This window comes from Jiella pacifica (assembly GCF_010500815.1).
GTDB classification, from domain to species: Bacteria; Pseudomonadota; Alphaproteobacteria; order Rhizobiales; family Rhizobiaceae; genus Jiella; species Jiella pacifica.
Window position 1 is genome coordinate 42,119 of the sequence record NZ_JAAAMG010000014.1, and the last position, 25,691, is coordinate 67,809.

Annotated in this window: 24 protein-coding genes, 1 pseudogene and 1 riboswitch; of the genes and pseudogenes, 13 read left to right on the plus strand and 12 right to left on the minus strand. The window is 65.9% G+C overall.

The window, feature by feature from the left end; all coding sequences use genetic code 11:
* Positions 1-3 precede the first annotated feature (3 nt).
* Positions 4-933 (plus strand): class I SAM-dependent methyltransferase, encoded by a 930-nt coding sequence (locus GTK09_RS16695; protein ID WP_312869908.1) that lies wholly within the window; start codon positions 4-6, stop codon positions 931-933.
* Positions 934-954: 21 nt separating this feature from the next.
* On the opposite strand, the gene xerD is transcribed toward GTK09_RS16695, so the two are convergent.
* Both xerD and GTK09_RS16705 read right to left on the minus strand, forming a co-directional pair.
* Positions 955-1,950, minus strand: coding sequence for a site-specific tyrosine recombinase XerD (gene xerD, locus GTK09_RS16700; RefSeq protein WP_163464589.1), 996 nt, complete (start codon positions 1,948-1,950; stop codon positions 955-957).
* The gene (locus GTK09_RS16705) at positions 1,947-2,135 is read right to left on the minus strand and encodes a hypothetical protein (RefSeq protein WP_163464591.1); all 189 of its coding nucleotides are present in this window, start codon (positions 2,133-2,135) and stop codon (positions 1,947-1,949) included. The genes xerD and GTK09_RS16705 overlap by 4 nt, the downstream gene beginning before the upstream one ends.
* A gap of 179 nt (positions 2,136-2,314) precedes the next feature.
* On the opposite strand from GTK09_RS16705, the gene GTK09_RS16710 reads away from it, so the two are divergent.
* From GTK09_RS16710 to GTK09_RS16740, 7 genes and pseudogenes are all read left to right on the plus strand, one after another.
* Positions 2,315-2,896 carry a shikimate kinase gene (locus tag GTK09_RS16710; protein ID WP_163464593.1) on the plus strand — a complete coding sequence of 194 codons (582 nt, stop codon included), beginning with the start codon at positions 2,315-2,317 and terminating at the stop codon, positions 2,894-2,896.
* Positions 2,897-2,922: 26 nt separating this feature from the next.
* Positions 2,923-4,071 carry a 3-dehydroquinate synthase gene (aroB, locus tag GTK09_RS16715; protein ID WP_163464690.1) on the plus strand — a complete coding sequence of 383 codons (1,149 nt, stop codon included), beginning with the start codon at positions 2,923-2,925 and terminating at the stop codon, positions 4,069-4,071.
* A pseudogene (locus tag GTK09_RS16720) lies at positions 4,068-5,327 on the plus strand (HlyC/CorC family transporter); the annotation flags it as partial. The gene aroB and the pseudogene GTK09_RS16720, both read left to right, overlap by 4 nt.
* A 396-nt stretch (positions 5,328-5,723) precedes the next feature.
* Positions 5,724-5,823, plus strand: a riboswitch (TPP riboswitch).
* 53 nt (positions 5,824-5,876) lie between these two features.
* Entirely contained in the window at positions 5,877-6,917 is a 1,041-nt protein-coding gene (thiB, locus tag GTK09_RS16725; protein WP_163464595.1) for a thiamine ABC transporter substrate binding subunit, read from the plus strand.
* A gap of 262 nt (positions 6,918-7,179) precedes the next feature.
* Positions 7,180-8,805 carry a thiamine/thiamine pyrophosphate ABC transporter permease ThiP gene (locus GTK09_RS16730; RefSeq protein ID WP_163464597.1) on the plus strand — a complete coding sequence of 542 codons (1,626 nt, stop codon included), beginning with the start codon at positions 7,180-7,182 and terminating at the stop codon, positions 8,803-8,805.
* Positions 8,802-9,590: a thiamine ABC transporter ATP-binding protein gene (locus tag GTK09_RS16735; RefSeq protein WP_203561078.1), complete on the plus strand. Its 789-nt coding sequence runs from the start codon at positions 8,802-8,804 to the stop codon at positions 9,588-9,590. The genes GTK09_RS16730 and GTK09_RS16735 overlap by 4 nt, the downstream gene beginning before the upstream one ends.
* Positions 9,591-9,824: 234 nt before the next feature.
* Complete coding sequence (locus tag GTK09_RS16740) at positions 9,825-11,312, plus strand: M48 family metalloprotease (protein WP_246217956.1); 1,488 nt, start codon at positions 9,825-9,827, stop codon at positions 11,310-11,312.
* A 72-nt stretch (positions 11,313-11,384) separates the two neighbouring features.
* Here GTK09_RS16740 and GTK09_RS16745 read toward each other — a convergent pair whose 3' ends face one another.
* Positions 11,385-11,654 carry a hypothetical protein gene (locus GTK09_RS16745; protein ID WP_163464601.1) on the minus strand — a complete coding sequence of 90 codons (270 nt, stop codon included), beginning with the start codon at positions 11,652-11,654 and terminating at the stop codon, positions 11,385-11,387.
* 26 nt (positions 11,655-11,680) lie between these two features.
* Positions 11,681-12,826, minus strand: coding sequence for a GNAT family N-acetyltransferase (locus tag GTK09_RS16750; protein WP_163464604.1), 1,146 nt, complete (start codon positions 12,824-12,826; stop codon positions 11,681-11,683).
* Between the two features lie 92 nt (positions 12,827-12,918).
* On the opposite strand from GTK09_RS16750, the gene GTK09_RS16755 reads away from it, so the two are divergent.
* Both GTK09_RS16755 and GTK09_RS16760 read left to right on the plus strand, forming a co-directional pair.
* The gene (locus tag GTK09_RS16755; protein ID WP_163464606.1) at positions 12,919-13,938 is read left to right on the plus strand and encodes a LysR family transcriptional regulator; all 1,020 of its coding nucleotides are present in this window, start codon (positions 12,919-12,921) and stop codon (positions 13,936-13,938) included.
* A gap of 118 nt (positions 13,939-14,056) precedes the next feature.
* Positions 14,057-14,506, plus strand: coding sequence for a helix-turn-helix domain-containing protein (locus GTK09_RS16760; protein ID WP_246217957.1), 450 nt, complete (start codon positions 14,057-14,059; stop codon positions 14,504-14,506).
* 128 nt (positions 14,507-14,634) lie between these two features.
* Here the strand turns inward: GTK09_RS16760 and GTK09_RS16765 are convergent, their stop codons facing one another.
* The 7 genes from GTK09_RS16765 to GTK09_RS16795 form a co-directional block, all read right to left on the minus strand.
* Positions 14,635-15,327, minus strand: coding sequence for an SPASM domain-containing protein (locus tag GTK09_RS16765; protein ID WP_163464610.1), 693 nt, complete (start codon positions 15,325-15,327; stop codon positions 14,635-14,637).
* Positions 15,215-15,898, minus strand: coding sequence for a hypothetical protein (locus GTK09_RS16770; RefSeq protein ID WP_163464612.1), 684 nt, complete (start codon positions 15,896-15,898; stop codon positions 15,215-15,217). Before GTK09_RS16770 ends, GTK09_RS16765 begins: the two co-directional genes overlap by 113 nt.
* A 598-nt stretch (positions 15,899-16,496) precedes the next feature.
* Positions 16,497-17,363, minus strand: coding sequence for an RNA polymerase factor sigma-32 (locus tag GTK09_RS16775; RefSeq protein ID WP_163464692.1), 867 nt, complete (start codon positions 17,361-17,363; stop codon positions 16,497-16,499).
* A 434-nt stretch (positions 17,364-17,797) separates the two neighbouring features.
* On the minus strand, positions 17,798-18,409 hold the full coding sequence (locus GTK09_RS16780; RefSeq protein WP_163464614.1) for a CarD family transcriptional regulator: 612 nt from the start codon (positions 18,407-18,409) through the stop codon (positions 17,798-17,800).
* 519 nt (positions 18,410-18,928) lie between these two features.
* Positions 18,929-19,267, minus strand: coding sequence for a ferredoxin FdxA (gene fdxA / locus GTK09_RS16785; RefSeq protein ID WP_163464616.1), 339 nt, complete (start codon positions 19,265-19,267; stop codon positions 18,929-18,931).
* A 204-nt stretch (positions 19,268-19,471) separates the two neighbouring features.
* Entirely contained in the window at positions 19,472-19,918 is a 447-nt protein-coding gene (locus GTK09_RS16790) for an RNA-binding S4 domain-containing protein (RefSeq protein WP_163464618.1), read from the minus strand.
* The gene (locus GTK09_RS16795) at positions 19,908-23,357 is read right to left on the minus strand and encodes a helicase-related protein (protein WP_163464620.1); all 3,450 of its coding nucleotides are present in this window, start codon (positions 23,355-23,357) and stop codon (positions 19,908-19,910) included. The genes GTK09_RS16790 and GTK09_RS16795 overlap by 11 nt, the downstream gene beginning before the upstream one ends.
* Positions 23,358-23,694: 337 nt before the next feature.
* On the opposite strand from GTK09_RS16795, the gene GTK09_RS16800 reads away from it, so the two are divergent.
* Genes GTK09_RS16800 through GTK09_RS16810 form a run of 3 tightly spaced genes read left to right on the plus strand, consistent with a single transcriptional unit; the run spans position 23,695 to position 24,584 of the window.
* Complete coding sequence (locus GTK09_RS16800) at positions 23,695-23,850, plus strand: hypothetical protein (protein ID WP_163464621.1); 156 nt, start codon at positions 23,695-23,697, stop codon at positions 23,848-23,850.
* 57 nt (positions 23,851-23,907) lie between these two features.
* On the plus strand, positions 23,908-24,159 hold the full coding sequence (locus tag GTK09_RS16805) for a type II toxin-antitoxin system prevent-host-death family antitoxin (RefSeq protein WP_163464622.1): 252 nt from the start codon (positions 23,908-23,910) through the stop codon (positions 24,157-24,159).
* On the plus strand, positions 24,156-24,584 hold the full coding sequence (locus tag GTK09_RS16810) for a type II toxin-antitoxin system VapC family toxin (RefSeq protein WP_163464623.1): 429 nt from the start codon (positions 24,156-24,158) through the stop codon (positions 24,582-24,584). The genes GTK09_RS16805 and GTK09_RS16810 overlap by 4 nt, the downstream gene beginning before the upstream one ends.
* Positions 24,585-24,649: 65 nt before the next feature.
* Here GTK09_RS16810 and GTK09_RS16815 read toward each other — a convergent pair whose 3' ends face one another.
* A complete protein-coding gene (locus GTK09_RS16815) occupies positions 24,650-25,585 on the minus strand; it encodes a glycine--tRNA ligase subunit alpha (RefSeq protein WP_163464624.1) in 936 nt (311 codons plus the stop codon).
* Positions 25,586-25,691: the final 106 nt, after the last annotated feature.

A 25,691-nucleotide genomic window follows, 5' to 3' on the forward strand; every position in this document is an offset into this window, starting at 1 on the left:
CCCGTGATCAAGGCCGATCATCAACCCTTGACCGGCCCTGATTTTCGTAACATACCAAGTTACAACATATGCACCGCCGATCTGCCGTCTGTCAGTCGCATGATGCCGTCCGGCGCGGCCTGGGTGCCGCTATCGGCACCCATCCGCAACGTCGCGTTTTCGCGCTTCACCACACACTTCATCCACGCCTGGCACAGGCTGGGCAAAACCCATCGGAAGACAATGATGAACGCAGATACCCGGCACGACGAAAAGACGTTCCTCAGGGGTTTCGACGACCCCGCCGCGGTCGCGCGCTACACCGAAGGGCCCCCTCGTTTCGTTCCCGGCCTTGACGCGCTTCATCGAATGACCGGACTTCTATTGGCCGAGCACGCCCCCCGCGAGGCCGCGGTGCTCGTGCTCGGGGCCGGTGGCGGGAGTGAACTCAAAGCCATGGCCGAAGCGCAGCCGGGCTGGCGCTTCGTCGGCGTCGATCCCGCAGGGGAGATGCTGCGGCTGGCCGAGCGCGTCCTGGGTCCGCTGATGGAACGCGTCACGTTGGTGCAAGGCTACATAGACGATGCGCCCGACGGCCCCTTCGATGCCGCGACCTGCCTGTTGACCCTTCACTTCCTCGATGCGGCGGAACGCACCCGGACGGTCGGCGAAATTCACCGCCGCTTGCGGCCGCGTTCGCCTTTCGTCGCGGCGCATGCGAGCTTTCCTCAAGGGCTTGGCGAGCGGGACGTGTGGCTCGATCGTTACGCCGCTTATCCCATCGCGATGGGCGCGGAGCCTGCCGACGTGGAGAAGGCCCGCGCCGCCGTCGCGGGCAGCCTGAAGAGCTTTTCGCCCGAAGAGGACGAAGCGATCTTGCGAGACGCGGGATTTTCCGACGCGGCGCTGTTCTACGCGGCCTTCACCTTTCGGGGCTGGATCGGGCACGCATAAACGAGCGAAACGATCAGGCCGCTAATCCCGGCTCACCGGTGACAGCGGGTGATGATCGGTGACGAGGCGAACCAGCCGCTCTTCCAGGACATGGGTGTAGATCTGCGTCGTCGAGATGTCGGAGTGGCCGAGCAGCTCCTGGACGGCGCGAAGATCGGCCCCGTGCTTCAGGAGATGGCTGGCGAAGGCGTGGCGCAGGACATGCGGCGAGATCTTTGCCGCCGGAATGCCGGCCCGCGCGGCGAGCGACTTCAGGTCGCGGGCGAAGGCCTGGCGGGTAAGATGGCCGCTCTCGGAGGCGGCTGGGAAGAGGAACCGTTCGTCGCCCTCCGGCTTTCGACCCGGCTCCCTGGCCACCGACACGTAGCGGCGCATCGCGTCGCCCGCCGCCTCGCCGATCGGCACCATGCGCTCCTTGCCGCCCTTGCCCTTCACGACGATCGCCTGGCCGGTGGCGCGGAGCACCGAGCGCGGCAGGGCGACGAGCTCGGAGACCCGCAGGCCCGTCGCATAGAGAAGCTCGACCAGCGCACACAGGCGCGCCGCCCGCAGTCTCGCGGATGGCGACAGCGCCGGGTTCTCGGCCTCCGCTTCGGCGAGATCCAGGAGCCGGTCGACCTCCTCCTCGCCCATCACCTTGGGCAGCGGGCGCTTCTTCTTCGCCGCCTCGATCGGCCCGGTCGGGTCGTCGCCGCGATGGCCCTCGGTATAGAGGAAGCGATAGAACTGGCGCAGCGCCGACAGCCGCCGGGCCCGGCTGGATTCGGCGAGGCCCTCGGCCGCCAGCGCCGCGACATAGCCGCGGACGGCCTCGGTGTCGGCGTTCTTCATCGACAGACCCCGGGCGGAGAAATGGCCGGCCGCATCCTCGAGGTCGCGTCGATAGGCGTCGAGCGTGTTCTGCGCCGCACCGCGCTCGACGGCCATCATTTCCAGAAAGGCTTCGGCCTCGAAGCCGGCGCCGCGCCGCGCTGCCGAAGCGGCTCGGCCCGCCCGCTTTCCGGCCGCGGGCGTCATGGCCGCAACTCCGACAGTCCGTCGCTCGCCGCCGGTTCGGCTTCCTCGTCCACCTCAGGCAGGGTGACGGGCACCGTCACCTCCGTCCGGGTCGGTTCGACGAAGTAGACGAGAGCGGCCATGATGCCGTAGATGGTGCCGCAAACGAGGGCGATGATCGTCAAGAGGCGTACGAGTGTCGGCATCGGCGTCTGGCGAACTCAGTTTCGAGCCAAAGCTCGCGTCCCTGGGCCCCGCTTCTAGTGGGAATGTGAGAAGACGCAAGACGATAACGCGAGACGATAACGGTGCCGACGCCCGTTGTGGAAGCGCCCGCGCGTCGTCTTCGGGACGTTATGCGCCGAACGGAGGAACGGTCGGGCCGATGGATGGCGAGAATTTGGAGGACCGGGGATCGGCGATCCGGGAACGGCTCGACGGACGGCCGATCGTCCTCGTCGGGCTGATGGGGGCCGGCAAGACCACCGTCGGTCGCCGGGTCGCGTCGCTCTTGTCGCTGCCCTTCATCGACAGCGACGCCGAGATCGAGGCGGTCTCGACGATGACGGTCGCCGAATTGTTCGAAGCCTATGGCGAACCGGAGTTCCGGGCGCTGGAGGCGCGGGTCATCGCCAGGCTGGTGCAGGACGGGCCGAGGGTGATCGCCACCGGCGGCGGCGCCTATATGAATGGCGAAACGCGGGCGCTTCTCGGCGACAGGGCGGTGACCATCTGGCTGAAGGCCGATCTCGACACGCTGATGGAGCGGGTCGGCCGCCGGGCCGACCGGCCGCTCCTGAAGGCGCCGAACCCGCGAAAGGTGATGCAGGAACTCATGGACATGCGCTATCCGGTCTATGCCGAAGCCGATCTGACCGTCCTTTCACGGGCGGTCAAGCGCGAGGTGGTCGCCGACGAGCTGATCGAGGCGCTCGCCGATCATCTTCGTGGAGGGACGCGCCGTTGACCCCGTCCGGCGAGACGCCCTCAGCCATGCCCCGCCCGGTCCCTCACGCGCCGGCCCGCGTCGCCGACGAGCGCCGTGTGCGGGTTTCGCTCGGCAGCCGCTCCTACGACATCGTCATCGGCGAAGGGCTGATCGACCGCGCCGGCGAGGAGATCGCCGCCCGCCTGCCGGGAATCCGCGCCGTGATCGTCACCGACGAGACGGTGGCGAGGCTCCATCTGACCCGGCTCGAGATCGCCCTCGCCGGTGCCGGCATCGAATCGACCTGCGTCAAGCTGCCGGCCGGCGAGACGACCAAGTCCTTCGCCCATCTGGAGCGGACCGTCGATGCGATGCTCGAAGCACGGCTGGAGCGCGGCGATGCCGTCATCGCGCTCGGCGGCGGCGTCATCGGCGATCTCGCCGGCTTTGCCAGCGCGATCGTCAAGCGCGGCACGAACTTCGTCCAGGTTCCGACGACGCTGCTCGCCCAGGTGGATTCGTCCGTCGGCGGCAAGACCGGCATCAACACCCCGCGCGGCAAGAACCTCGTCGGCGCCTTCCACCAGCCGACGCTGGTCCTTTCCGACATCGCCCTCCTCGACACGCTTTCCCCGCGCGAATTTGCGGCGGGCTATGCCGAGGTGGTGAAATACGGCCTGATCGACCGGCCGGACTTCTTCGAGTTCCTGGAGCGCAACCGGCCGGCGATCTTTGCCGGCGGATCCGAACGCGCCGAGGCGATCGCGATGTCCTGCGAGGCGAAGGCGGCGGTGGTCGCCGCCGACGAAGAGGAGCACGCCAGCCGGGCGCTGCTCAATCTCGGCCACACCTTCGGCCATGCGCTGGAGCGGGCGGTCGGCTACGATCCCGCCCGCCTCGTCCATGGCGAAGGCGTTGCGATCGGCATGGCGCTGGCGCATCGCTTTTCGGCCAAGCTCGGCCTTGCGACCAGGCAGGATGCCGGCCGCGTCGCGGCGCATCTTGGGGCCGCGGGCCTGCCGACCGAAATCGCCGCGATCCCCGGCCCGGCGCTCGACAGACGGGCCCTGATGGAAGCGATCGCCCAGGACAAGAAGGTCTCGCGCGGCCGCCTCACCTTCATCCTCACCCATGGCATCGGCCAGGCCTTCGTCGCCAGGGACGTCGAGCCCACGGATGTCGAACGCTTCCTCGACGAGGAGCTCGCGAAATGACGACGACGCTCTGGATCTATCTCGGCATCGTCATCTGCCTGATCTGCATCTCCGCCTTCTTCTCGGGCTCGGAGACGGCGCTGACGGCCGTCTCGCGGGCCCGGATGATGAGCCACGAGAAGAACGGCGACCCGCGGGCCGGGATCGTCCAGCGGCTGATCGAGAAGAAGGACCGGCTGATCGGCGCGCTCCTGATCGGCAACAACCTCGTCAACATCCTCGCCTCCTCGCTCGCCACCAGCGCCTTTCTCGGGCTGTTCGGCGAGACCGGCGTCGTCTACGCGACCATTGCGATGACCATCATCGTGGTGATCTTCGCCGAGGTGCTGCCGAAGTCGGCGGCGATCGCCCGGCCGGACGGTTTTGCCCTGGCGATCTCGCGCCCTGTCGCCTTCGTCGTCACCGCTTTCGGGCCGGTCACCGCGACGGTCAACTTCGTCGTTCGGCGCATCCTCCTGCTCTTCGGCGTCGGCCTGCAATCGGGCGCCTCGCTCCTGACCGCCCATGAGGAGCTGCGCGGCGCCGTCGAGGTGCTCCATCGCGAAGGTTCCCTCGTCAATGCCGACCGCAACCGTCTCGGCGGCCTTCTCGACCTGCACGAGCTCGAAGTCTCCGACGTCATGGTCCACCGCACGTCGATGCGGCAGATCAATGCCGACGACGCGCCGGCGGACGTCGTGCGCCAGGTGCTCGAAAGCCCCTATACCCGCATGCCCGTCTGGCGTGGCCACTACGACAACATCGTCGGCGTCATCCATGCCAAGGACGTCCTGAGGGCGCTGCACGAGGTCGACAACGACCCCTCGAAGATCAACGTCCTCAAGATCTGCACCAAGCCGTGGTTCGTGCCGGAAACGACGACGCTGCAGGACCAGCTCAACGCCTTCCTGCGCCGGAAGGCGCATTTCGCCATCGTGGTCGACGAATATGGCGAGGTGGAAGGGATGATCACGCTCGAGGACATTCTGGAGGAGATCGTCGGCAACATCGCCGACGAGCACGACGTCGACATGCAGGGCGTCAAGCTGGAGGCTGACGGCTCGGTGGTGGTCGACGGCCAGGTGCCGATCCGCGACCTCAACCGGGCGCTCGACTGGAATTTGCCGGACGACGAGGCGGTGACGATCGCCGGCCTGGTCATCCACGAGACCCAGACCATCCCCGAGGAGCGCCAGGCCTTCACCTTCTTCAACAAGCGCTTCACCGTCCTGAAGCGCGAGAAGAACCGCATTTCGAAGTTGCGGATCCGCCCGGCGACGGTTCTCGTGCCGCCGAAGAAGTCGGCCTTCCATGCCGGCGGGCTCGCCGGAGCGGTCGCCGACGTGCAGGAAACCGACCCCGAGGTGCTCGACGCAGCGATGGAGGAGATGGAGGAGATGGAGGCCGCGGCGCCGATCCGGAGCGAGCGCGAAGGCTGGCACGACGATGGCCTCAACGACGAGGGGTGGCTGAGTGAGGACGGTAGCGACGCCGATCGCAACCGCCCGCGCTCATGGCACCACGAGCGCGAAGACGACGAGCCGAGGCTCGACGACGACGAGGGGCCCGCCCGCCACCGAAACGGCGACGAGGAGCGGCGATAGGGCGCAATTCCTCTCGACCACGCCCCTTCGGCCCCCTTGCTTCGGTGAGCGGAACCGTTACCTACCGGGAAAGCTCACACGGGGTGCCACGCAGGCTGAGAGGCGAGAAGCCAACCCGTCGAACCTGATCCGGATCATGCCGGCGGAGGGATTGCGGGCGCCTTGCGGTGGATCTTTGACACGCGGCGCTTCTCTTTCCCATCCGGCAAGAGGAAAGCGCCGATGCCAAAGCTCACCCGTTCCCTGTTGCGATTTTCAGCATCCGCTGCGGTCGCTCTCGCCACCGTCGCGGTCATCGTCGGCGGGGCCTTTGCCCAGAGCGGCGACCGGCCGACGCTGACCGTCTACACCTATGACAGCTTCTCGGCCGAATGGGGCCCGGGACCGAAGCTGAAGCAGGCCTTCGAATCCGGCTGCGACTGCACGCTCGATTTCGTCGGCCTCGACGACGGCGTCGCCATCCTCAACCGGCTAAAGCTCGAAGGCCCTTCGACCAAAGCCGACATCGCCCTCGGCCTGACCTCCGACCTCATTCCCGAAGCCAAGGCGACCAGCATGTTCATGGACAGTGAGGTCGACGTTTCGGACCTGACTGTCCCGACCGGCTTTTCCGACGCGGTCTTCGTTCCCTACGACTATTCCTATCTCGCCTTTGTCTACGATTCCGAGACGGTGACGAACCCGCCGAAAAGCCTCGCCGATCTCGTTTCGGGCGACCCCAACCAGAAGATCGCCATCGAGGATCCGCGCACCTCGACGCCGGGCCTTGGCTTCCTGTTGTGGATGAAGGCGGTCTATGGCGACGAGGCCGCCGCCAAATGGCAGGAGCTCCAGCCGCGCATCCTCACCGTCACCCCCGGCTGGAGCGAGGCCTATGGCCTGTTCACCAAGGGCGAGGTGCCGATCGTCCTCTCCTACACCACCTCGCCGGCCTATCACGTCATCGAAGAGGGAACCGACCGCTACAAGGCGGCGGGCTTTGCCGAAGGCCAGTATCTGCAGATCGAGGTCGCCGGCATCCTGAAGGAAACCCCGCATGCCGAACTCGCCCGGAAATTCCTGACGTTCCTCGTCGGCAAGGAGGCGCAGTCGATCCTGCCGACGACGAACTGGGCGCTGCCGGTCCGCGACGACATCGATCTGCCGGAGGCGTTTTCGGACCTCGTGAGCGTCGACGAGCCGCTGCTGATCGACCCGGACACGGTGGCGAAGAACCGGCGCGCCTGGACCGACGAATGGCTGCAGGCGGTCGGGGCGCGGTGACTGCCGACGCGCTCGCGGTGGAAGCAAGGCCTGTAACGGTGCGGCTGGGCGCCCCCCTCTGCCTGCCGGCATCTCCCCCTCGAGGGGGGAGATCAGGCAGCGTCGTGCGCAGCTCCAAACCGTCAGTAGCTGCGGCGACAGGAACGTCGCCAAGGAGGCGCCGCCGCTCCCGCTTCGATCTTCCCCCTTGTGGGGGAGATGCCGGCAGGCAGAGGGGGGTATCTCGTAGAGCGCCGACCGGTCCTGCGAGTCACGACCGCACATGAACACCCGCACCGATCGCCAGATCCGCATCGGCGCTGGGATCGCCGCCGCGCTCCTCGCCCTTGGCTTCCTCCTCGGCGGAATCCTCGTCCTCCTGGTCGTCTCCGACCAGGCGCCGGACGTCGTCGCGCCTCTCGCCGACCCCTACGTCCGCTCGATCCTCGGCTTCACCCTCATGCAGGCCGGACTGTCGACGCTGTTGTCGGTCGTCCTCGCCATCCCCCTCGCCCTTGCCCTTCATCGCGCCCGCTTCGCCGGCAAGCGGGCGATCCTGCGGCTGTTTCTCCTGCCACAGGCGCTGCCCGTCCTCGCCGGGGCTCTCGCCGTCATCACCATCTGGGGCCGCAACGGCGTCGTCTCGGACGGACTTGCGGCCGTCGGCCTGCCGCAGCTCGACGTCTATGGCCTCACCGGCATCCTCGTCGCCCACGTCTTCTTCAACATGCCGCTCGCAGCAAGGCTGTTCGTCGCAGCCCTCGACCGGGTGCCGGCGGAAGGCTGGAAACTCGCCGGTCAGCTCGCCCTGCCGCCCTTCACGGTGTTTCGCACCATCGAGTGGCCGGCGCTGCGGAGCGCCCTTCCCGGCGCCTCGGCGCTGATCTTCATGCTCTGCGTGACGAGCTTCACCATCGTCCTCGTCCTCGGCGGCGGACCGGCGGCAACGACCCTCGAGGTCGCGGTCTACCAGGCCCTGCGCTATGATTTCGATCCCGGCCGGGCGATCGGCCTGTCGATCATCCAGATCGTCCTGACGGCCCTCGTCCTCGTCGCGACGCTCATCCTCGGGCGCGATCCGGCCGGCGGCTTCGGCACCGGCGGCCGGGCCCGACGCTTCGACGCGCGAAGCCGAGTCAGGGACGTGGGCGACGGCCTCGTCGTCGTTCTCGGCACGCTCTTCGTCGTCAGCCCCTTCGCCGCGATCCTCGTCTCCGGCCTTGCGGCCGATCTGACGCGGCTCGTACGGGAAGCGACAGTCCAGGAGGCGGCGATAACCAGCCTCCTCGTCGCCGCCGCGGCGGCATCCCTCTCCCTCCTCGTCTCCATGCTTGTCCTCATGGCGATCGAGGCGCTGCGCTTCGGCAAGAGGCCAGGCGCCGCGCGCCGCGGCACCCGAATCGGTCTCGAAACCGCGACGAGCCTCGTCCTCGTCGTCTCGCCGGTGATCGTCGGCGCCGGCTGGTTCCTGGCGCTGCGACAGGTGACCGACGTCCTCGCCGCGGCGCCTTACGTCGTCGTCGCCACCAATGCGGTGATGGCGATGCCCTTCATCGTGCGGATCATCGGGCCGGCGCTGAGCCAGGCCAACGCCGAGACCGGCAAACTCGCCGAAGGCCTCGGCCTGACCGGAGCGGCCCGCTTCGCGTTGGTCGACTGGCCGGCGATGCGCCGGCCGCTGGCCCTCGCCTTCGCTTTTTCCCTGGCGCTCTCCTTCGGCGATCTCGGCGCCATCGCCTTGTTTGGGTCGAGCGACTTCGTCACGCTTCCCTATCTGCTGCTCCAGCGCATGGGGAGCTACCGCACCGCCGATGCGGCGGGCCTCGCGCTGATCCTCGGCCTCGTCACCGTGGCGCTGATGGGGCTGGTCGAGCGTGGTTTCGCTGGACGAGAGGAGACGGGCCGTTGACGAGGGATGGAAGTGAGCGGCACCCGCATGATTCGGGCAACATCCCCAGCGACGCGCCGGCGGCACTTCGCCTCCAAGACGTCCGCTTCGCCCATGGCGGGGCGGCGTTCCGCTTCGATCTGGCAGTGGGACCAGGAGAATGGCTGGCGCTGATCGGGCCGAGCGGCGCGGGCAAGTCGACGCTGCTCGACCTTTCGGCTGGGTTCCTGGCGCCGAGCGCCGGGCGCATTCTCATGGCCGGCGCGGACGTCACCCGCATCGCCCCGGCCGAGCGCCCGCTTTCCATGCTGTTCCAGGAGAACAACCTGTTTCCGCAACTCGACGCCTTCCGCAACGTCGCGCTCGGAATCGCGCCGCGTCTGAGGGTTTCCAGGGACGAGCGGCGGCAGATCGAGGCGGCGCTTTCCGCCGTCGGTCTCGAAGGTTACGCGAGGCGCCGGCCGGCCGAAATGTCCGGCGGCGAGCGCCAGCGCGTGGCGCTCGCTCGGGCCTTCCTGCGCAGGCGCCCGCTGATTCTGCTCGACGAGCCCTTCGCTGCCCTCGGACCAGCGCTGCGGCGGGACATGCTGGCGCTTCTCGCCGAGCTACGAAAGCGCGATGATGCGCCTGCGGCAGCCATCGTGATGGTGACTCATCACCCGGAAGACGCCGCTCCCCATGCCGATCGCGTCGCCTATCTGGAAGCCGGGGAGATCGCCGCGATCGGCCCGGCGTCGGAGATGCTGTCCGGCGAGGGCGACCACCGGGTTTCGCACTATCTCGGGCTTCGGAGACGAGAGGCGTGACGCAATTCCGGCGGAATTCCTACTTAACTCATAAGAATGGGGATCGGGGGATTCCTTTCCGTGAATTGATCGGCAATGTTGCCTTTCCACGCTATCGGTCTGGCAGCCGATTCGATTAGTTGCGATATTCGAGGCGGCGGAAGCAGAGTCGCGGTCGAGACGGACGAGGCGTCATTCGCGTCAATGACAGCACCATGGCATCAACTGAAGACGGGGCCGAGGATGCGGGCGCTCATGCGCGCTGCCGGCATCTGTGCGCTCGCCATAGCCTCCGGCTGCACGACCATGGAGGCCGGGCTCGACGGACTGTCCGCGGCGCGCGACGAAGACAGCCTGCAGGCGGGCTATACCTCGACGCGCCAGCCGATCACCTTCGAGACCGCCCAGCAGGGCGATCCGCAGTCGGTCATCGGCCGAAGCCAGCATCCGAAGATCCTCGCCGCCTATGGCGGAGCCTATTCCGATCCGAAGCTCGAACAGGCCCTCGCCGGCATCGTCGGCAAGCTGGCCGCGGCGAGCGACGATCCGAACCGGGCCTATCGCATCACCATCCTGAACTCGCCCAACATCAACGCCTTCGCCCTGCCCGGCGGCTATGTCTACATCACCCGCGGCCTCCTCGCGCTCGCCAATGACAGCTCGGAAGTGGCCGCGGTGATCGGCCACGAGATGGGCCACATCACCGCCAATCACGGCATCCAGCGCCAGCAGCGCGAACAGGCGGCGGAGCTTGCGAGCCGCGTCGTGTCGGAAGTGCTCGAGAACGAATCGGCCGGGCAGATCGCGCTCGCCAAGGGCAAGCTCTCGCTCGCCCAGTTCTCCCGCCAGCAGGAGCTTCAGGCCGACGGACTCGGCATCCGCCATGTGGCGAGGGCCGGATACGATCCTTTCGCGGCGGCGCGTTTCCTGAAGGCGATGGATGCCTACGCCAACATGCGCAACGCCTTCCAGGCGAAGAACCCCAATCTCGACTTCCTCGCCTCGCATCCTTCCGCGCCGCAGCGCATCCAGCTCGCCGAGAAGCTCGCCGGCGAGGTGAACCCGGTGGGCAATGCCGGCAAGCGGGATCGCGACCGCTATCTCGACGGTGTCGACGGCATGCTGTTCGGCGATTCGGCGGCGGAAGGCTACGTGCGCGAGCGCACTTTCCTGCATCCCGGCCTCGGCATCAGCTTCACGGTGCCGAAGGGCTTCATTCTCGACAACACCGCCGAGGCGGTGATGGCCACCGGCCCGGACGACACCGCGATCCGCTTCGACGGCGTGGCGCTGCCGCCCAATCGCAGTCTCGTCGACTATGTCAATTCCGGCTGGATCGGTGGGCTGGAGGCCGGCAGCGTGCGCCAGCGCCGAATCCACGGGCTCGAGGCAGTCTCGGCCAAGGCGCGCGGCGGCGAGTATGATTTCGACGTCACGGTGGTGCGCCTCGGCGGGCAGGTCTACCGCTTCCTGACCGCGGTTCCCTCCAAGGCGAGCGTCAATGCCGAGACGATCGCGGTCGAGACGGCCGATTCGTTCCACCAGTTGACGCCGCAGGAGCAGGCGGCGCTCAAGCCCCTGCGCATCCGTATTGTGGATGCGAGGCCCGGCGACACGGCCGAGACGCTGTCGAACCGGATGGTCGGCGTCGATGGCAAGGAGCGACTGTTCAGGCTGTTGAACGAGCTTGGACCGGACGATGCGGTGAAAAGTGGCCAGCGCTACAAGATCGTCGGCGAATAGGCCCGCGGCCGCGCGGGTCCCCGCGCAGTCCGTCTGCTATCATGCCAGATGTCGTTGCAATGCGTCTTCGCATCACGTCTGATCCGGATCGGCCGGCGGCCGACGCGGCGGGGGCGAGCCGACCGTAATCGAACGCCCCGCCCCGCTGACGGCGATCTTGAGCTTGGAGCGCAGGAGAACGATCAGGAGCTCCTCGTCCCCCAGCGGCTCGAGGCGCCCCCGCCCCTCCCACTCCATCGCGACCTCGAGCAGGCACATGTCGAGAAGCCGCGAGGCGAAGCGCAGATCCGCCTTTTCCGCCAGTTCCTTGCAGTGGGCGATCTCGTGTATGAGGTTTGCCATCTGTAGATCCAGGTCCCCGCTTGCCGCTAAAGCCATGGGCTTCGTCCGGATCGATCGAGGATACCGGGGTAGCTCCACTGACCCTCGGGACGGATGAGCTTGTAGGGGCCGTCGTCGATCGAGATCGCCGTATCCGGCGGCTCGACGTCGTCGACCATTTCCACGAAGGTGTGGCCGGAAAAGCCGAACGGCGCGCCGTTGTGCTTCAGCTTGAAACCGAAGCGTTGCCAGAAGGGCAGATAATCTTCGCGCGCATGGCCGTAGAGCTTCCGGAACCCCTTGTCGCGGCAGAGTTCGACGCTGGCCCGTACCAGCTCGAAGGCGATGGTCGAACGGCGAAACTCCTTGCGCACCGCCAGCCGCTCCATCTTGGCGAAGTCGCCGAAGAAGCGGATACGCATGCAACCGGCTGGCTCGCCCTTCACCGAATAGAGAAGGTGGGTCGCCGCGAAATCGTTGCCGTCGAACTCCTCGTCGTAGGGACAGGATTGCTCGCCGATATAGACGGCGCTACGAACCGCCGCGACCCTGAACAGCTGGTCGATGCCGTGCACCACGGTGATGCCCGTCCCCGCGGCCGAATCGGCCGTCTGGTCGTAGCGGCGACGCGGGAAAAGCCGGGAGTTGGGGGCACGATGCTTGATGAAGAGGTTCGGCTTGAACGTCCCGCGCCATTCGAGCCCCTCGTCGAAGCCGAGCCTGAGCATCGCCCTCCGGCCGCGCTCGGTCGTGACGTTGGCGATCATGTCGGCGCTGGCGTAGCGGGGCGAGGAGAAGTGGTCGACGACGAGCGGGATGGCGTTCGCCAGGATCCCCGGCGTATAGGAGGCCCAGCTGTAGACGGCCGCCGGAGTCTCCGATTGCCGGACGATGTAGCGGTCGTCCGGATCGGCGAGATCCATCGCGTCGTTCAGAAGCGCTTCGTACCCTTCCTCGTTGAGAAGCAGGACCGTCACGAAGCCTTCGGGCCGCGCGGCCCCACGCCGCGCCACGAGCCAGATCGTATCGGGGTTGGTCCTCGTCAGCCGCTCGATCGTCGCAGCTTTCGCCAAGGGTCCCATGGCCGTTTCGGCCTTTGGAAGGAGGGCTTCGATCGCCTCGGCGGTGACCGCGTTTCGCACTTCGATCAGACGGGCGGCGCGTGCGGCACCGGTCTCTGCCTGATTTCCCATTTTCGTCCCCATGAACTAGCTTGCCCTGGGGTCAACCTACGCGACATCCTCGCGCTCAGGTTTTACCGATTTGAAAGGGGGGCGTTCCGTTGATGGAACACTCGTGGCGCGGGGTCGACTGGGATACCGTCCGCATCTTCATCATGGTTGATCGCCAACGCAGCTTTCGCGGCGCCGCCGAAGAACTCGGCGTCGGCGTGAACACGGTTCGCAACGCCGTCATCCGGCTCGAGGACCAACTCGGCTACAAGCTGTTCTACCGCGAGGTCGGCGGCGTGACGCTGACGCCCGAGGGTCGCCGGATCATCGCCTCGGCCCGGGATGTCGAGCAGTCGATGTCCGACATGTGGCGGGTGGCGCAGACGTCGTCATCGACCCGCGGCGGCCCGGTCCACCTTGCCATCACCGAGGGCCTCGGCAGTTTCTGGCTGACCCCGCGGCTCGCGGAGTTCATGGAGACGGACGAGGGGCGCGACATCCAGATCAACCTGCAATGTGCCATGCGCTCGGTCGACGTGCTGCGGCTGGAAGCCGACGTCTCGATACAGCTGACCGAGCCCACCGCCCCCGAACTGATCAAGCGGCGGCTCGGACGCCTCCATACGATGCCGTTTGCGAGCCGCTCCTATCTCGAACGCTACGGGACGCCGCGCAACATCGCCGATCTCGCCCGTCACCGCGTCGTCGTGCAGCAGACCGAACAACTCCAGCACATCGACTTCGCCTCGATCTTCGGCATCGATCTCGGCGAACGGATCGTCAAGCTCAACACCAACTTCGCCAGCGCCCATTATTGGGCGATCGCCAAGGGAGCAGGGATCGGCCTGTTGCCGAACTATGCCATCGCCATCGGGGCCGACGTCGTGCCGGTGGATATCGACCTGGTCTTCTCGTTGGATATCTGGATGGCTCTCCATCCCGAGGTGAGAAACACCGTCCGCCACCGGGTCTTCATCGATTGGCTGGTCAAATCATTTTCCGAGAAGCAGTTCCCCTGGTTCGGCGAAACGTTCATGCGGCCGGACGACATTGCCGCGCGCTTTTCGCAAAAAGACCTGGCGACGTATTTCCAGGGTCTGACGCCGCACTACAATGTCCCAACCAAAATATGATATATGCGGTTGCAGTGGAATTGAGGCGCAAGTCTCGTCCCGTAAAGAGGCAACGGCCCGGACCGCGCATCGTGAAACTCTCTCCCGATCAGCTTTTTCGACGAGTGTCGCATGGATTATGAACTTGGTGGGTCGGTCCGCCCACACGGCGCCGGATTCCGCAACCAAGACGTCAGCGGTGGATTCGGTTCTCATTGGGAGTGCTCCGAGCGTGCAAGACCCCGTTGATGCCCATGTCGGAGCACGGCTGCGTCACGCGAGGCTGGCGGCACAGGTGAGCCAGCAGGAACTGGCGCACGTGCTCGGCGTCAGCGCGGAACGGATCCAACGGTATGAGTGCGGCGCCGAGCGGGTGGGCGCGGGCCGCCTTTACCTCGCCTGCAGGCGCCTGAACGTGCCTCCGACCTATTTCTTCGAAGGCTACGAGGGACCGGCTGCCGGCGAGGACCCTGCCCTCGCGGGCAGCGGCCCGATAGCGGAGCCGGAGGAGCGCTCCAGCCGCCTGGCGGTCGATCGGCTGATCGACCAGATCATGCAGCGAATCAGGAACGAGCGCTCGGGAGCGTGATCCGAGAGGGATCTCGCCGCGCCGCGGTGCCGCTCCCGGGTTTTCGGTAGGAATCGGCTATCCCACGGTCGGATGCCGCCAGCCGGCGAAAGGTCCGGCGGGCGTGTGCGAGGCGTTACTTCGGCACCTCAAGTCGCCCCCGTCAGTTCTTCGAGGAGAGGCCTTGCGCCTCGGCTCCTCGCCGCTTCGGCGACGCTACCGAAGCGATTCATCGAACCGCTGAAGTGGCACGATTTGCAGAGGCTCGGGGGCTTCGGAGAGTTAACGCTGGAGCGCAGCTTCTTATACAGATCCCCGTTCCAGATATCTTCCAGCGAGTTCTCGGACAGGTTGCCGACTTTCGAGCCGGGTACGCAGCAGGCCATGACATCGCCGTTCGCGAGCACCACCGCCGATCCAAAGGGGATGTAGCAAGGCTCCATCCCACCTTCTTGCTCCTCCTTCCGCAGCTCGCTGCCGATGTTCAGCCTGAGGCCGGCAGCCGCCGCGAAGTCGATCGCCGACTGTCGGATCGCATTGAAATAGGCCTCATGCCCCAAAAGCGATTCAGCGATCATCTCCTCATGATACAATTCCAGATGGCGACAATTGACGGCGTCGACGCCCACTGCTGACGCCTTCCTCAGCAGGAGCGGAAGCTCATGGATGTTCGACAGCATCAAAGTAAATCCGATTTCGACGCGAAAATCCTCGGTCCGCCCATGGACTTCACGAGCGGCGAGCAACTGCTCGATCGAGGAAAATACCTTGCCGATCTCCGGCGCACCGATGCGGATCTTTTGGTAGGTATGATCCGTCGCGGCATCCAACGAGATGCTCATGGCGTTCACCGGCGAACACATGATACGTTCGATCATCTCGGCATCGAGCAGCCCCGTTCGTATCGATATGAAGCGAGATGCCGAGACCGAAAAGGAAGTCGAGCTGACCCGGCGACTTCCTTTCGGCATGAAAGATGTCGCCACTATAGTCGGTGAAAATCCACTTGAGGTCGCCTGCTTTGGCCCGCTCTCGCATCTCCTCCTGAAAGTCGGGGCCGATGCGGCGCACACGCGTGCGGCTGTGCCGCGAGATGCAATGGACGCAATTCAGATTGCATGACGACAAGGGGCTGTAGAGCAGTCCCTCGGGGTAGCTGCCGATCGCATTCGCAGGGCTGGTGATGAGCGTTGCCTGCAGACCGAACTCCGCCCTGACCGTATTGTCGGAATGAAACCCGATGTGGCCATCGATCTTGCTCTCGTCGCTCGCCAGCCAGAGAGTCACGCCGTAATTCCTTTCCGCGCCGTTCACGCTGGCTTCGAAGAGGAAGACCGCTTCCCGACTGTGTTCGATCGGTGGAAAATAGAAGTGAAACCTTCCACCATCCGGCAACCGGGCGGCGTCGACCACCAACTCATGAACGAGCGAGCGGGACCTGATGTCCCGTTGCCGGAACCGCTCTCCATTGGTCAGCATGCGGTATAGTCGGATATCGAGACTATGATGGTTTTGGCGTCGATAGGTCCCAAAGCGCATACTGATGCCGCTGAGATGATCGACCTGGCAGCGAAATACTTCCGCGACACTCATGCCGTCGGCGATGAGCCCGCAGTGGACAACCGTCTCTTCTGGCCGTCGAGCATGCCTCCACCAGCGGCGCAAATTTCTGACCTCGTGGTTAGTGGCGATGCATCCTCTCAAGCTGATGTTGTAACATTAACTCTTTGCAATCTTAAATTACACTCGCGACCCGGTTCCGGAAGTTTGGTCGCTGAAGAAGCCGCACGCGACGAGCTGTCGGCAACAAATCCCGAACGGCACCTCGCTCCAGAGAGGAGGGGCCGCACTCCGCTTCGGCGTGCTTTGCTAGGAAAACAGGCGGGGGGATGAATTCTGAGCCGGAATTCGGCGAACGCCTGTCGCCGCGGCGGATCCCCTGCGCTGATAACGGAAATGCCCGCGGCGCGCTTGCGTCGCGGGCATTCCGAATCTCTCGGTTTGTAGAGGATCAGCTCACATAAGCCGCGCGGTCGCCATTGGTTTCCAGCAGGGCCGTCCGCAACTTTTCCAGCGCACGCGTTTCGATCTGACGCACGCGCTCCTTGGAGATGCCAAGCTTCGTGCCAAGCGCTTCCAGCGTCGCCCCGTCGTCCTGAAGCCGTCGTTCCCGGATGATCTTCAATTCCCGCTCGGACAGAACGTTCAGCGCGCTGTTCAGCCACGTCACCCGGCGCTCGTCGTCGATCGAAGTCGACACCATCTCGTCCGGCAATGGCGCGTCGGAGACGAGAAAGTCCTGCCGGTCCGCCGAACCCGACTCGTCCTCCATCAGCGGCGCATTGAGCGAAGAATCGGGACCAGAAAGCCGGGAATCCATCAACGCCACGTCGCCTTCGGACACCTTCAGGGCGGTGGCGATCTCACGATACATCGCGGTGCCGGAAAGGCTCTCGGAACCCTGACTGAGGCGGGCACGAAGACGCCGGAGATTGAAGAAGAGGGCCTTCTGGGCCGACGACGTGCCGCCGCGGACGATCGACCAGTTCCGCAGGATGTAATCCTGGATCGAGGCACGAATCCACCAGGTGGCGTAGGTCGAGAAGCGCACCTCGCGCTCCGGCTCGAAGCGGGCCGCCGCCTCCAGAAGACCGACGTGACCCTCCTGAATCAGATCGCTCATCGCAAGACCGAAATGCCGGAACTTGGAGGCCATGGAGATGACCAGACGCATGTGTGCGGCGGTGATCTTGTGAAGCGCCTCCTGATCGCCCTGCTCCTTCCAGCGGACGGCCAGATCGTACTCCTCCTCCCGCTGGAGGTAGGGCGCGGCCATGGCAGCGCGGATCATGGTACGGCGAGCGGACTGTGACTTCATGGGACCCTCCGGTCGGTCAGACGGCTTTTGATAGCTCTGGCGTGTGGGGGGCACACGCTCCGGGTCCTTGGTAAATGCGCGAGCGTTCCAAACGTTCCCAAAACGGCAAACTTTTTGGAGCGAAATAGAAAGAAGGGGGAAAAAGGCAAGCGTTTCATCGCGGTAACGCCTTCTTCTCATTTTGTAACACCGCTGGCCGACAAAAAAAAGACCGGCCGCCTTTTCCAAGACGGCCGGTCCGATTCTCGATGTCCTTTTCGGCCAAGCTCACCGGGAGAAAACACCGTGGCAGCTCGGCGGCAACGCCGCCTCATACCGGCTTGCGCATCCAAGCATCACTTCCGTCAGCAAAGTTAGCCCGAACGACGCTTGATCCGCTTGATCCGCTTGCGATCATGAAGCGGCAGACAGGTCGCCTCATTCGCCCGGCGGGATCAGGCGGCCTCTTCCTGCTCCTCGGGAGTCTCCTCCGTATCGGCCTCGCCTTCGCCCTCGCCCTCGGCTTCGGCGGCGCCCTTCGGCCCACGCTTCGGCCCCTTGTTGAGGTTGAGCTCGATCAGTTGCACCGCCTCGGTCTCGGAAACTTCGTTGACGGCGGCGAGTTCGCGCGCCATGCGGCCCAGGGCCGCCTCATAGAGCTGGCGCTCGGAATAGGACTGTTCGGGCTGGCTGTCGGCGCGATAGAGATCGCGGACGACTTCGGCGATCTGGATGAGATCGCCGGAGTTGATCTTGGCGTCGTATTCCTGCGCGCGCCTGCTCCACATCGTCTTCTTCACGCGCGCCCGGCCCTGGACCACCTTCAGCGCGCGCTCGACGAAATCGGTCTCCGACAGCTTGCGCATGCCGACGGATTTGGCCTTTGCAACCGGAACCTTGAGCCGCATCTTGTCCTTCTCGAAGTCGATGACGAACAGCTCGAGCGTCATGCCCGCAACCACCTGTTCCTCGATCGCGACGATCTGACCGACACCGTGCGCAGGGTAGACGATGCTCTCACCGGTTCTGAAACCCTGGCTTGCCGTTGCCTTCTTCTGACTGCTCATACGCTTTTTCTAACTCCCTATTGTGCCGGGCCGAAACAGCCGCTAGACACGGGCGGCAGCTTGAGAGCCACCGGTTGGCGACGATCCCTCCAGAAGGATCGACAGATCGCAGCCGCGCGAGGCAGGATGTCGCCGACCGAGGCGCAGGCCGCATGGTCGAAATCGGTTCTTTGGAAGAACCGTCGACGTGGCCGCGCTGGGGGAAACATCCTTTCGGAAAACCATCCCGCCACGAAGGCAGGATTGGATGCTAAAGTGCCTTTGCACCCGACTGTGTATGACAGCTTACAATATCCCGCCAGAAAATTCAAGGAATTCGGGGGGATGCCGCGATTGTGCAACGCAGCGGCGGAATCCCCCACCTTCGCGGAGGAATCGCGCGGCTACGCACCAGCACGCCGAGCGCCGGCACACATGGTTCGATGGCTCCTCGCCACGAACTGGCGGTCCTAGGGCCCGACGCAAGCGGCATCGGCCGCGCGCTGCGGCAAGGCGGCGTGACGGCCGGCCGCAGCCGGCTCAGTCGCCCTGGCCAGGTTCGGCCGAGAAGTATTTCTCGAACTTGCCGTCCTCGCCGTCGAACTTCTCAGCATCGGAAGGCGCTTCACGCTTGATCGTGATGTTCGGCCATTTCTCCGCATATTCGGCGTTGACCGTCAGCCACTTGTCGAGATCGGGCTCGGTATCGGGCTTGATCGCTTCGGCCGGGCACTCGGGCTCGCAGACGCCGCAGTCGATGCACTCGTCGGGATGGATGACGAGCATGTTCTCGCCTTCGTAGAAACAGTCGACCGGACACACTTCGACGCAGTCCATGTATTTGCAGCGAATGCAATTGTCGGTCACGACATAAGTCATCTGTCATCCTCTCGGGCGGGCTGTTCGACCGCCGTCTCGCCCGGGCCGCCATGACGGCACACGGGACCTATCCTTCGCCACAGGACCTAGCCACTCGCAAATTGCCTTGCAAGCGCAAAGCTTGTCGTCCTTGCAGCCCATTCAGCAAAGATATTTCCCGCGCGAAAGATCGCCGTCGCTACGACTTTCAGCGGAGGACCGGCACTATTGCAGATCGCCGCCCTTCAGCCGGGCAAGTGCCCGCCGATCCTTCTTGGAAGGGCGCGGCGCATCCGCCTCCGGCGCTCTCGCGGACACAGCCGGCGAGGGTTTCGCAACCTCGTCCCCGTCCCCCTCGGGCGCGGTCGAGACCGGATCCGGCGACAGGTCCTCGTAGAGCGTCGCCGCCTCGCTGGCCGGGCCGCGACGTACACCCGCCAGACGGACCTTCAGCACACGCACAGACCGGGCGTGGGAAATCGTCAGCGTATCGCCGATCCGAAGCTGTCGCGCCGGATTGGTGATTTTGTCGCGGTTGAGCCGCACTCCGCCGGAGAGAACCAGTTTCTGGGCGAGAGTGCGGGACTTCACCACGCGGGCGAAGAACAGCCATTTGTCGAGTCGCTGGGCGCTATTGCCAGCCTCGCCGCCGTCGTTCTCGTCAGCGGCCAAGCTTTTCCTTCAGGGCCGCGAGCTTGGCGAAGGGTGAATCCGGGTCGATGCGCTGTGGTGCCTTGTCCCGCCGGCCTTCGCCGCCACCGCCCTTGTCGCGCTGGGGGCCACGGTTGGGCCGATCGCCGAAATCCTGGCCCTTCTGATCCTTGCCTTTGCCGCCGCCCTTGCCGAAGCGTTGCGGCCGGCCTTCGCCTTCCTGGTTCTCGTGGCGACGGGCAAAACGTTGGCGGCCCTGGGACGGGCCGGCATCCGCCGCCACTTCGCCCGGCTGGCCCTGCCCCGGGCGTCCTTGCCCGGCGCCGCGTCCCCGACGGCCCTGGCGATTCTGACCGGCGTTGCGATCGCCGCGATGCGGCCGCCAGACCTGGACGATGCGCGGCTCGGCGGGCTCTTCGGACGGCGCCGGCGCCTCCCCCGCCGCGCCCGGTTCCGGCGCAGCTGACTGATCGGTCGCCAAAGCCCCTTCCGGCGCGGTCTGGCGCGAAGCTTCGGCGGCAACGTCGTCCCCGGCTGCCTGCGTCTCGCCTCCGGCCGAAACGGCATCCGCGGCGACTGGCGCGACGGCCGTCTCGACGACGGCTTCACCTGCGAGCCCGGCGTCATCGGCCACGGCTGCCGCTGGCGGCGTCTCGGTAGCCGGTTCCGGCTCGGACGCGCCCGATTGCGAGACATTGCCTGAGGACACCGTCTCGTCGCCATCAGCCGGATCGGCGCTTTCCGCGGCAGAAACGGATCCGTCCTCATCGGCAGCGACGGTGTCCGGCTCGCCTGCTTCCGCGTCCACGACGCCAGAAGCCGCAGCCTCGCCCGCTTCATCCGCGGACGCTTCTCCGTCGGTTGCCTCGGACGGCTGCGGCGCTGCGGCGCTGGCGGCGGCTTCGGCCGCCTTGCGCACAGATTCGGCCTTGTCGGCTGCCTCCTTGGCGGCGGCTTCCTCGTCAAGCCGCGTCAGTTCTGCCTCAACGGCATCCGCCTGCATCGGCTGCGGCCGGTAGCCGAGACCCTTGAGAATCTCGTCCATGTCGTCGGCGGTCGCACCGAGGATCGACATCATCGCCGGCGTCACCAGGAACTGTGCGCCGTTGTAACCACCGTCCGGACGCTTCCCGGTGCCGGGCTTCCAGCCGAGCGCCGGGCGGATGAGGTCGGCGAGACGCTCCAGAATGTCGACGCGCACGGCCCGTCGCCCGAGCAGCCGGTAACCGGCGAGCTTGTAGAAGATCGGATCGTAGGCCGTATCGGCGACAGCCGAGGTCCGCCCGGTCGAAAGCAGATGGGTCACGTCGCCGAAGCCCGGGCGATCGCGGCCATCGTTCTGGATCGCCCAGAGCAATGTCAGGAGGCTGGCCGGGGCCGGCTTGATCAACGCCGGCACGAAGATGTGGTAGGCGCCGAACCGCACGCCGCAGCGCCTGAGAGCCGCCCGCGCGCCCTGATCGAGCCCCCGCACCTCCTCGGAAACGTCGCGACGCTGCAGGATGCCGTATTCCTCGACGATGCGATAAGCGAGGCCGCGGGCGACGCCCTCGAGGCCTTCGGCCTGCTTCAGATCGGCGAGCGGCTTCAGGACCGTGGAGACCTGATAGGTGACGAATCGCTCGAGCCGGTTCGCCACCATGTCCCGCGGCGGGCCGGTCAGCTGCTCGTCGGCAAGCAGGACGATTCGCGGCTTCAGCGGGTCCTCGCCGCCCGTCAGCGTCGCGACCGGCGCGCCGAGCCAGCGGACCAGCCCGTCGGAGCCGAGCGCCAGATCGCCGTTCGGCGCATTGGCGAAACGCTCCGCCCGCTTGTCGAACTCACCGGCCAGCGCCTTCTGCGCAGCCGTTCGCACGGCCCGACCGTCCGCGCCCTCGGCCTTCGTGTCGGGCGAGAAACGAAAACCCTGCAGTTCGCCCACGGCGTGGCCCTCGACCGTCACCGTACCGTCGTTGGCGATTTCTGCTTCCATGAACGCGTTCTCTCTCAGCCGCTTCATCAAGACGCTTGTCCTGCGGTCTACGAACCGTTTCGTCAACCTGTCGTGCAAAGCGTCGGACAGTCGGTTCTCGATGTCGCGAGTCTTTTCCTGCCAGTGTGTCGGATCGGCAAGCCATTCCGGCCGGTGCGAAATGTAGGTCCAGGTGCGGATTTCGGCGATCCGCTGGGACAGGGTGTCGAGATCGCCCTCGGTGCGGTCGGCCCGGCGGACCTGGGCCGCCATGTAGTCTTCGGAGACATGACCGTTGTCGGCGACGTCGGTATAGATCGAGGCGATGATCTCGGCATGCTGGGCCGGCGCGATGCGCCGATAGTCGGGAAGCTTGCAGGTCTCCCACAAGAGCTCGACGCGCTTCGCCCCCCTCGCCCGCTTGGCAATGTCGGGCAGGCGCGAGAGGAACTCCAGTGCCCGCTGGTCGACCGCCGGCAGCGCTTTCGCCAAGGCTTCGTTCGGCGGCGGCTGCTCCAGGCTGTCCTTCAGCGCATCGATGGAGGCGAAGTCGAGATTGCCGCTGCGCCACTGCAGCACCTTCACGGGCGCGAAGCTGTGCGCCTCCAGAGCCTCGACGAGTTCGTCGGGCAGCGGATTGACCTGGCCTGTCACACCGAATGTGCCGTCGCGCACATGGCGGCCCGCCCGACCGGCGATCTGGCCGTATTCGGCGGCCGTCAACTGGCGATACTGGAAGCCGTCGAACTTCCAGTCCTGGGCGAAGGCGACGTGGTCGACGTCGAGATTGAGCCCCATGCCGATGGCGTCGGTGGCGACGAGATAGTCGACCTCGCCGGCCTGGTAGAGCTCGACCTGGGCGTTGCGGGTGCGTGGGCTGAGCGCCCCGAGAACCACCGCCGCACCACCCCTTTGCCGGCGGATCAACTCGGCGATGGCGTAAACCTCTTCGGCCGAGAAGGCGACGATGGCCGAGCGCCGCGGCAGCCGGGTGATCTTCTTCGAACCGGCATAGAGAAGGTTCGACATGCGCGGCCGGGTCTGGGTGGAAAGGCCGGGGATCAGCCGGTTCAGGACGCCCTGCATGGTGCCGGCGCCGAGCAGCAGCGTTTCCTGGAAGCCCCGGGCGGTGAGGATCCGGTCGGTGAAGGTGTGGCCGCGCTCCAGATCGCCGGCGAGCTGCACCTCGTCGACCGCGACGAAGGCGGTGCCGGGATTGCGCGGCATCGCCTCGACGGTGCAGACGAAATAGCGGGCGTTGGGCGGCCGGATCTTCTCCTCGCCGGTGATCAGCGCGACATGGCCGGCGCCGACCCGGTCGCAGACCTTCTGATAGACCTCGCGAGCGAGCAGCCTGAGCGGCAGGCCGATGGTGCCGGAGCCGTGGGCGATCATCCGCTCGATGGCGAGATGGGTCTTGCCGGTGTTGGTCGGCCCGAGGACGGCCGTGACATTGGCGTCGGCGGGGCGAGCCTTTGGGATGGATTGGGGGATGATCGGTCGGTTCATGAGCCCGTCGATTGCGGATCGCGGCGGGGCAGTGAGCACACGGATCTCGCTGCTGTTTCGCTAACCTAGTGCGTTGGGAGCCATTGCAAAAGCCTCGACCTCGAAGCGAACCGAGAATACGGCTTACCGCAATTGCGGGTGAGACGCGTCAACGCCCTGCCAGGGCCCCCTCGCCGCTGCGGCCGCGCGCCCTTCTTCATCCGAGCCCCTCCTGAAGCGTGGTCGACGACCGCCCTCTGCACCTTCTATCCGGGCCAGGATGAGGGCAACGTCTTCGGCTGGTTCGCCAATGCGATCGAGACGTCCTACGATCTGAGCGACATCCTACGATCTGAGCATGGAGCGCCTGTCCGCCGACATTGACTGGAAGGGCCTGTTCGAGACGGCCCTTGGTGCCCTTCTCGGCATCGCAAGCTCGGGCGGCGATCAGCGGGACTTTGCCCGCAAGGTTGCCGAGGACCCGGGCTCCGAGGGCACCAGCGCGCGGGCATGAACCTCTTGACCGCTTCAATGTAGCAACATATTTTTGCGTTACTACAAGGAGGCGGTCATGGCCACGATCTCGTCACGCGAACTCAATCAGGACATCGGCGCGGCGAAGCGCGCCGCCGCCGTGGCACCGGTCGTCATCACCGATCGGGGCAAGCCTGCCTTCGTCCTGATGACCCACGAGGAATTCCGGCGGATGAGCGGCGAGAAGGCCGGCCCCACCATGCTCGATCTCCTCGCCAACGAGGACGCCGCCGGTATCGACATTGCTTTCGAGCGCTCTGCCCTGGCGGGCCGGGACGTCGCATTTTGACGGCATACCTCGTCGACACGAACGTCCTGTCGGAAGCCCGCAAGGGCCGCCGGGCCGATCCGCTCGTGCAGCGGTGGTTCGAGGAGGTGCCGCAGCGCGCCTTCTTCCTGTCGGTGATCACCATCATGGAGATCCGTCGGGGCATCCTGCGCCTCGCGCGCCGCGCCCCCGACGACGCCGCCACGCTTGAGCGCTGGCTCACCGGCAACGTCCTGCCAGCCTATGATGGCCGCATCCTGCCGTTCGGTGCGACGGAGGCGATGCTTTGCGGCGCCATGCAGGCCGAGGCAGGCACCGAGAGCTATGACAGCCTCTTAGCCGCGACGGCTGCAGTCCACGGCCTCGCGGTGCTCACCAGGAACACGCGGGATTTCCGCTTTCCCGAGATCACGGTCATCGATCCATTTGGGCAGGGTCCGGGCTAGGCGTTCGGCACTGCCGGAACACCGCCCGGCTGCGCTTGTCGATCTGCTTCCACTTCATCTCAGCCCTACCAATTCGCTCCACCGGCATCGGTCAGCAAAAACGCCTCGCCGCAGGCTTTGGCGAGGTTGCGGACGCGCAGGATGTAGCTCTGGCGCTCGGTCACCGAGATGACGCCGCGGGCGTCGAGCAGGTTGAAGACGTGGGACGCCTTGATGCACTGGTCGTAGGCCGGCAGGACGCATTTGTGCAGGCCGCCGGCCTGCCCCGGAGCGCCGAAGGCGAGGACCGCCTTGCACTCGTTTTCCGCGTCGATGAAGTGCTGGTGCAGGATCTTCGTATCGGCGATCTCGAAATTGTAGCGGGAATATTCCTGCTCGGCCTGCAGGAAGACGTCGCCGTATGTGACCTTCTCGGCCCCCTCGCGGCCGTTGAAATTGAGGTCGTAGACGTTGTCGACGTTCTGGACGTACATCGCCAGCCGCTCGAGCCCGTAGGTCAGCTCGCCGGCGACGGGGGCGCATTCGATGCCGCAGACCTGCTGGAAGTAGGTGAACTGCGAGACCTCCATGCCGTCGCACCAGCATTCCCAGCCGAGGCCCCAGGCGCCGAGCGTCGGGCTCTCCCAGTCGTCCTCGACGAAGCGGATGTCGTGCAGGCCGGTGTCGATGCCGATCGCCTTCAGCGAGCCGAGATAGAGCTCCTGCAGGTTGGCCGGGTTCGGCTTCAGGATCACCTGGTACTGGTAGTAGTGCTGCAGCCGGTTGGGGTTTTCGCCGTAGCGACCGTCCTTCGGCCGCCGCGACGGCTGGACGTATGCGGCGTTCCACGGCCGGGGCCCCAGCGCCCGCAGCGTCGTCGCCGGATGGAAGGTGCCGGCGCCGACCTCCATGTCGTAAGGCTGCAGCACGACGCAGCCGTAATCGGCCCAGTAGCGATGCAACGTCAGGATCAGCGCCTGGAAGGAGCGGCGCGGGTCCATGTGGGGGGCAAGGTCTGACATGATGGGACGGTCCGGCATGATCCCGCGAAACGAGACGCGGCGGGCGAAAAGGGTCGGACGCGAGTTGCCACGGGGGCGGGAGGCCGGTCAAGGCTGGGCCGATGGC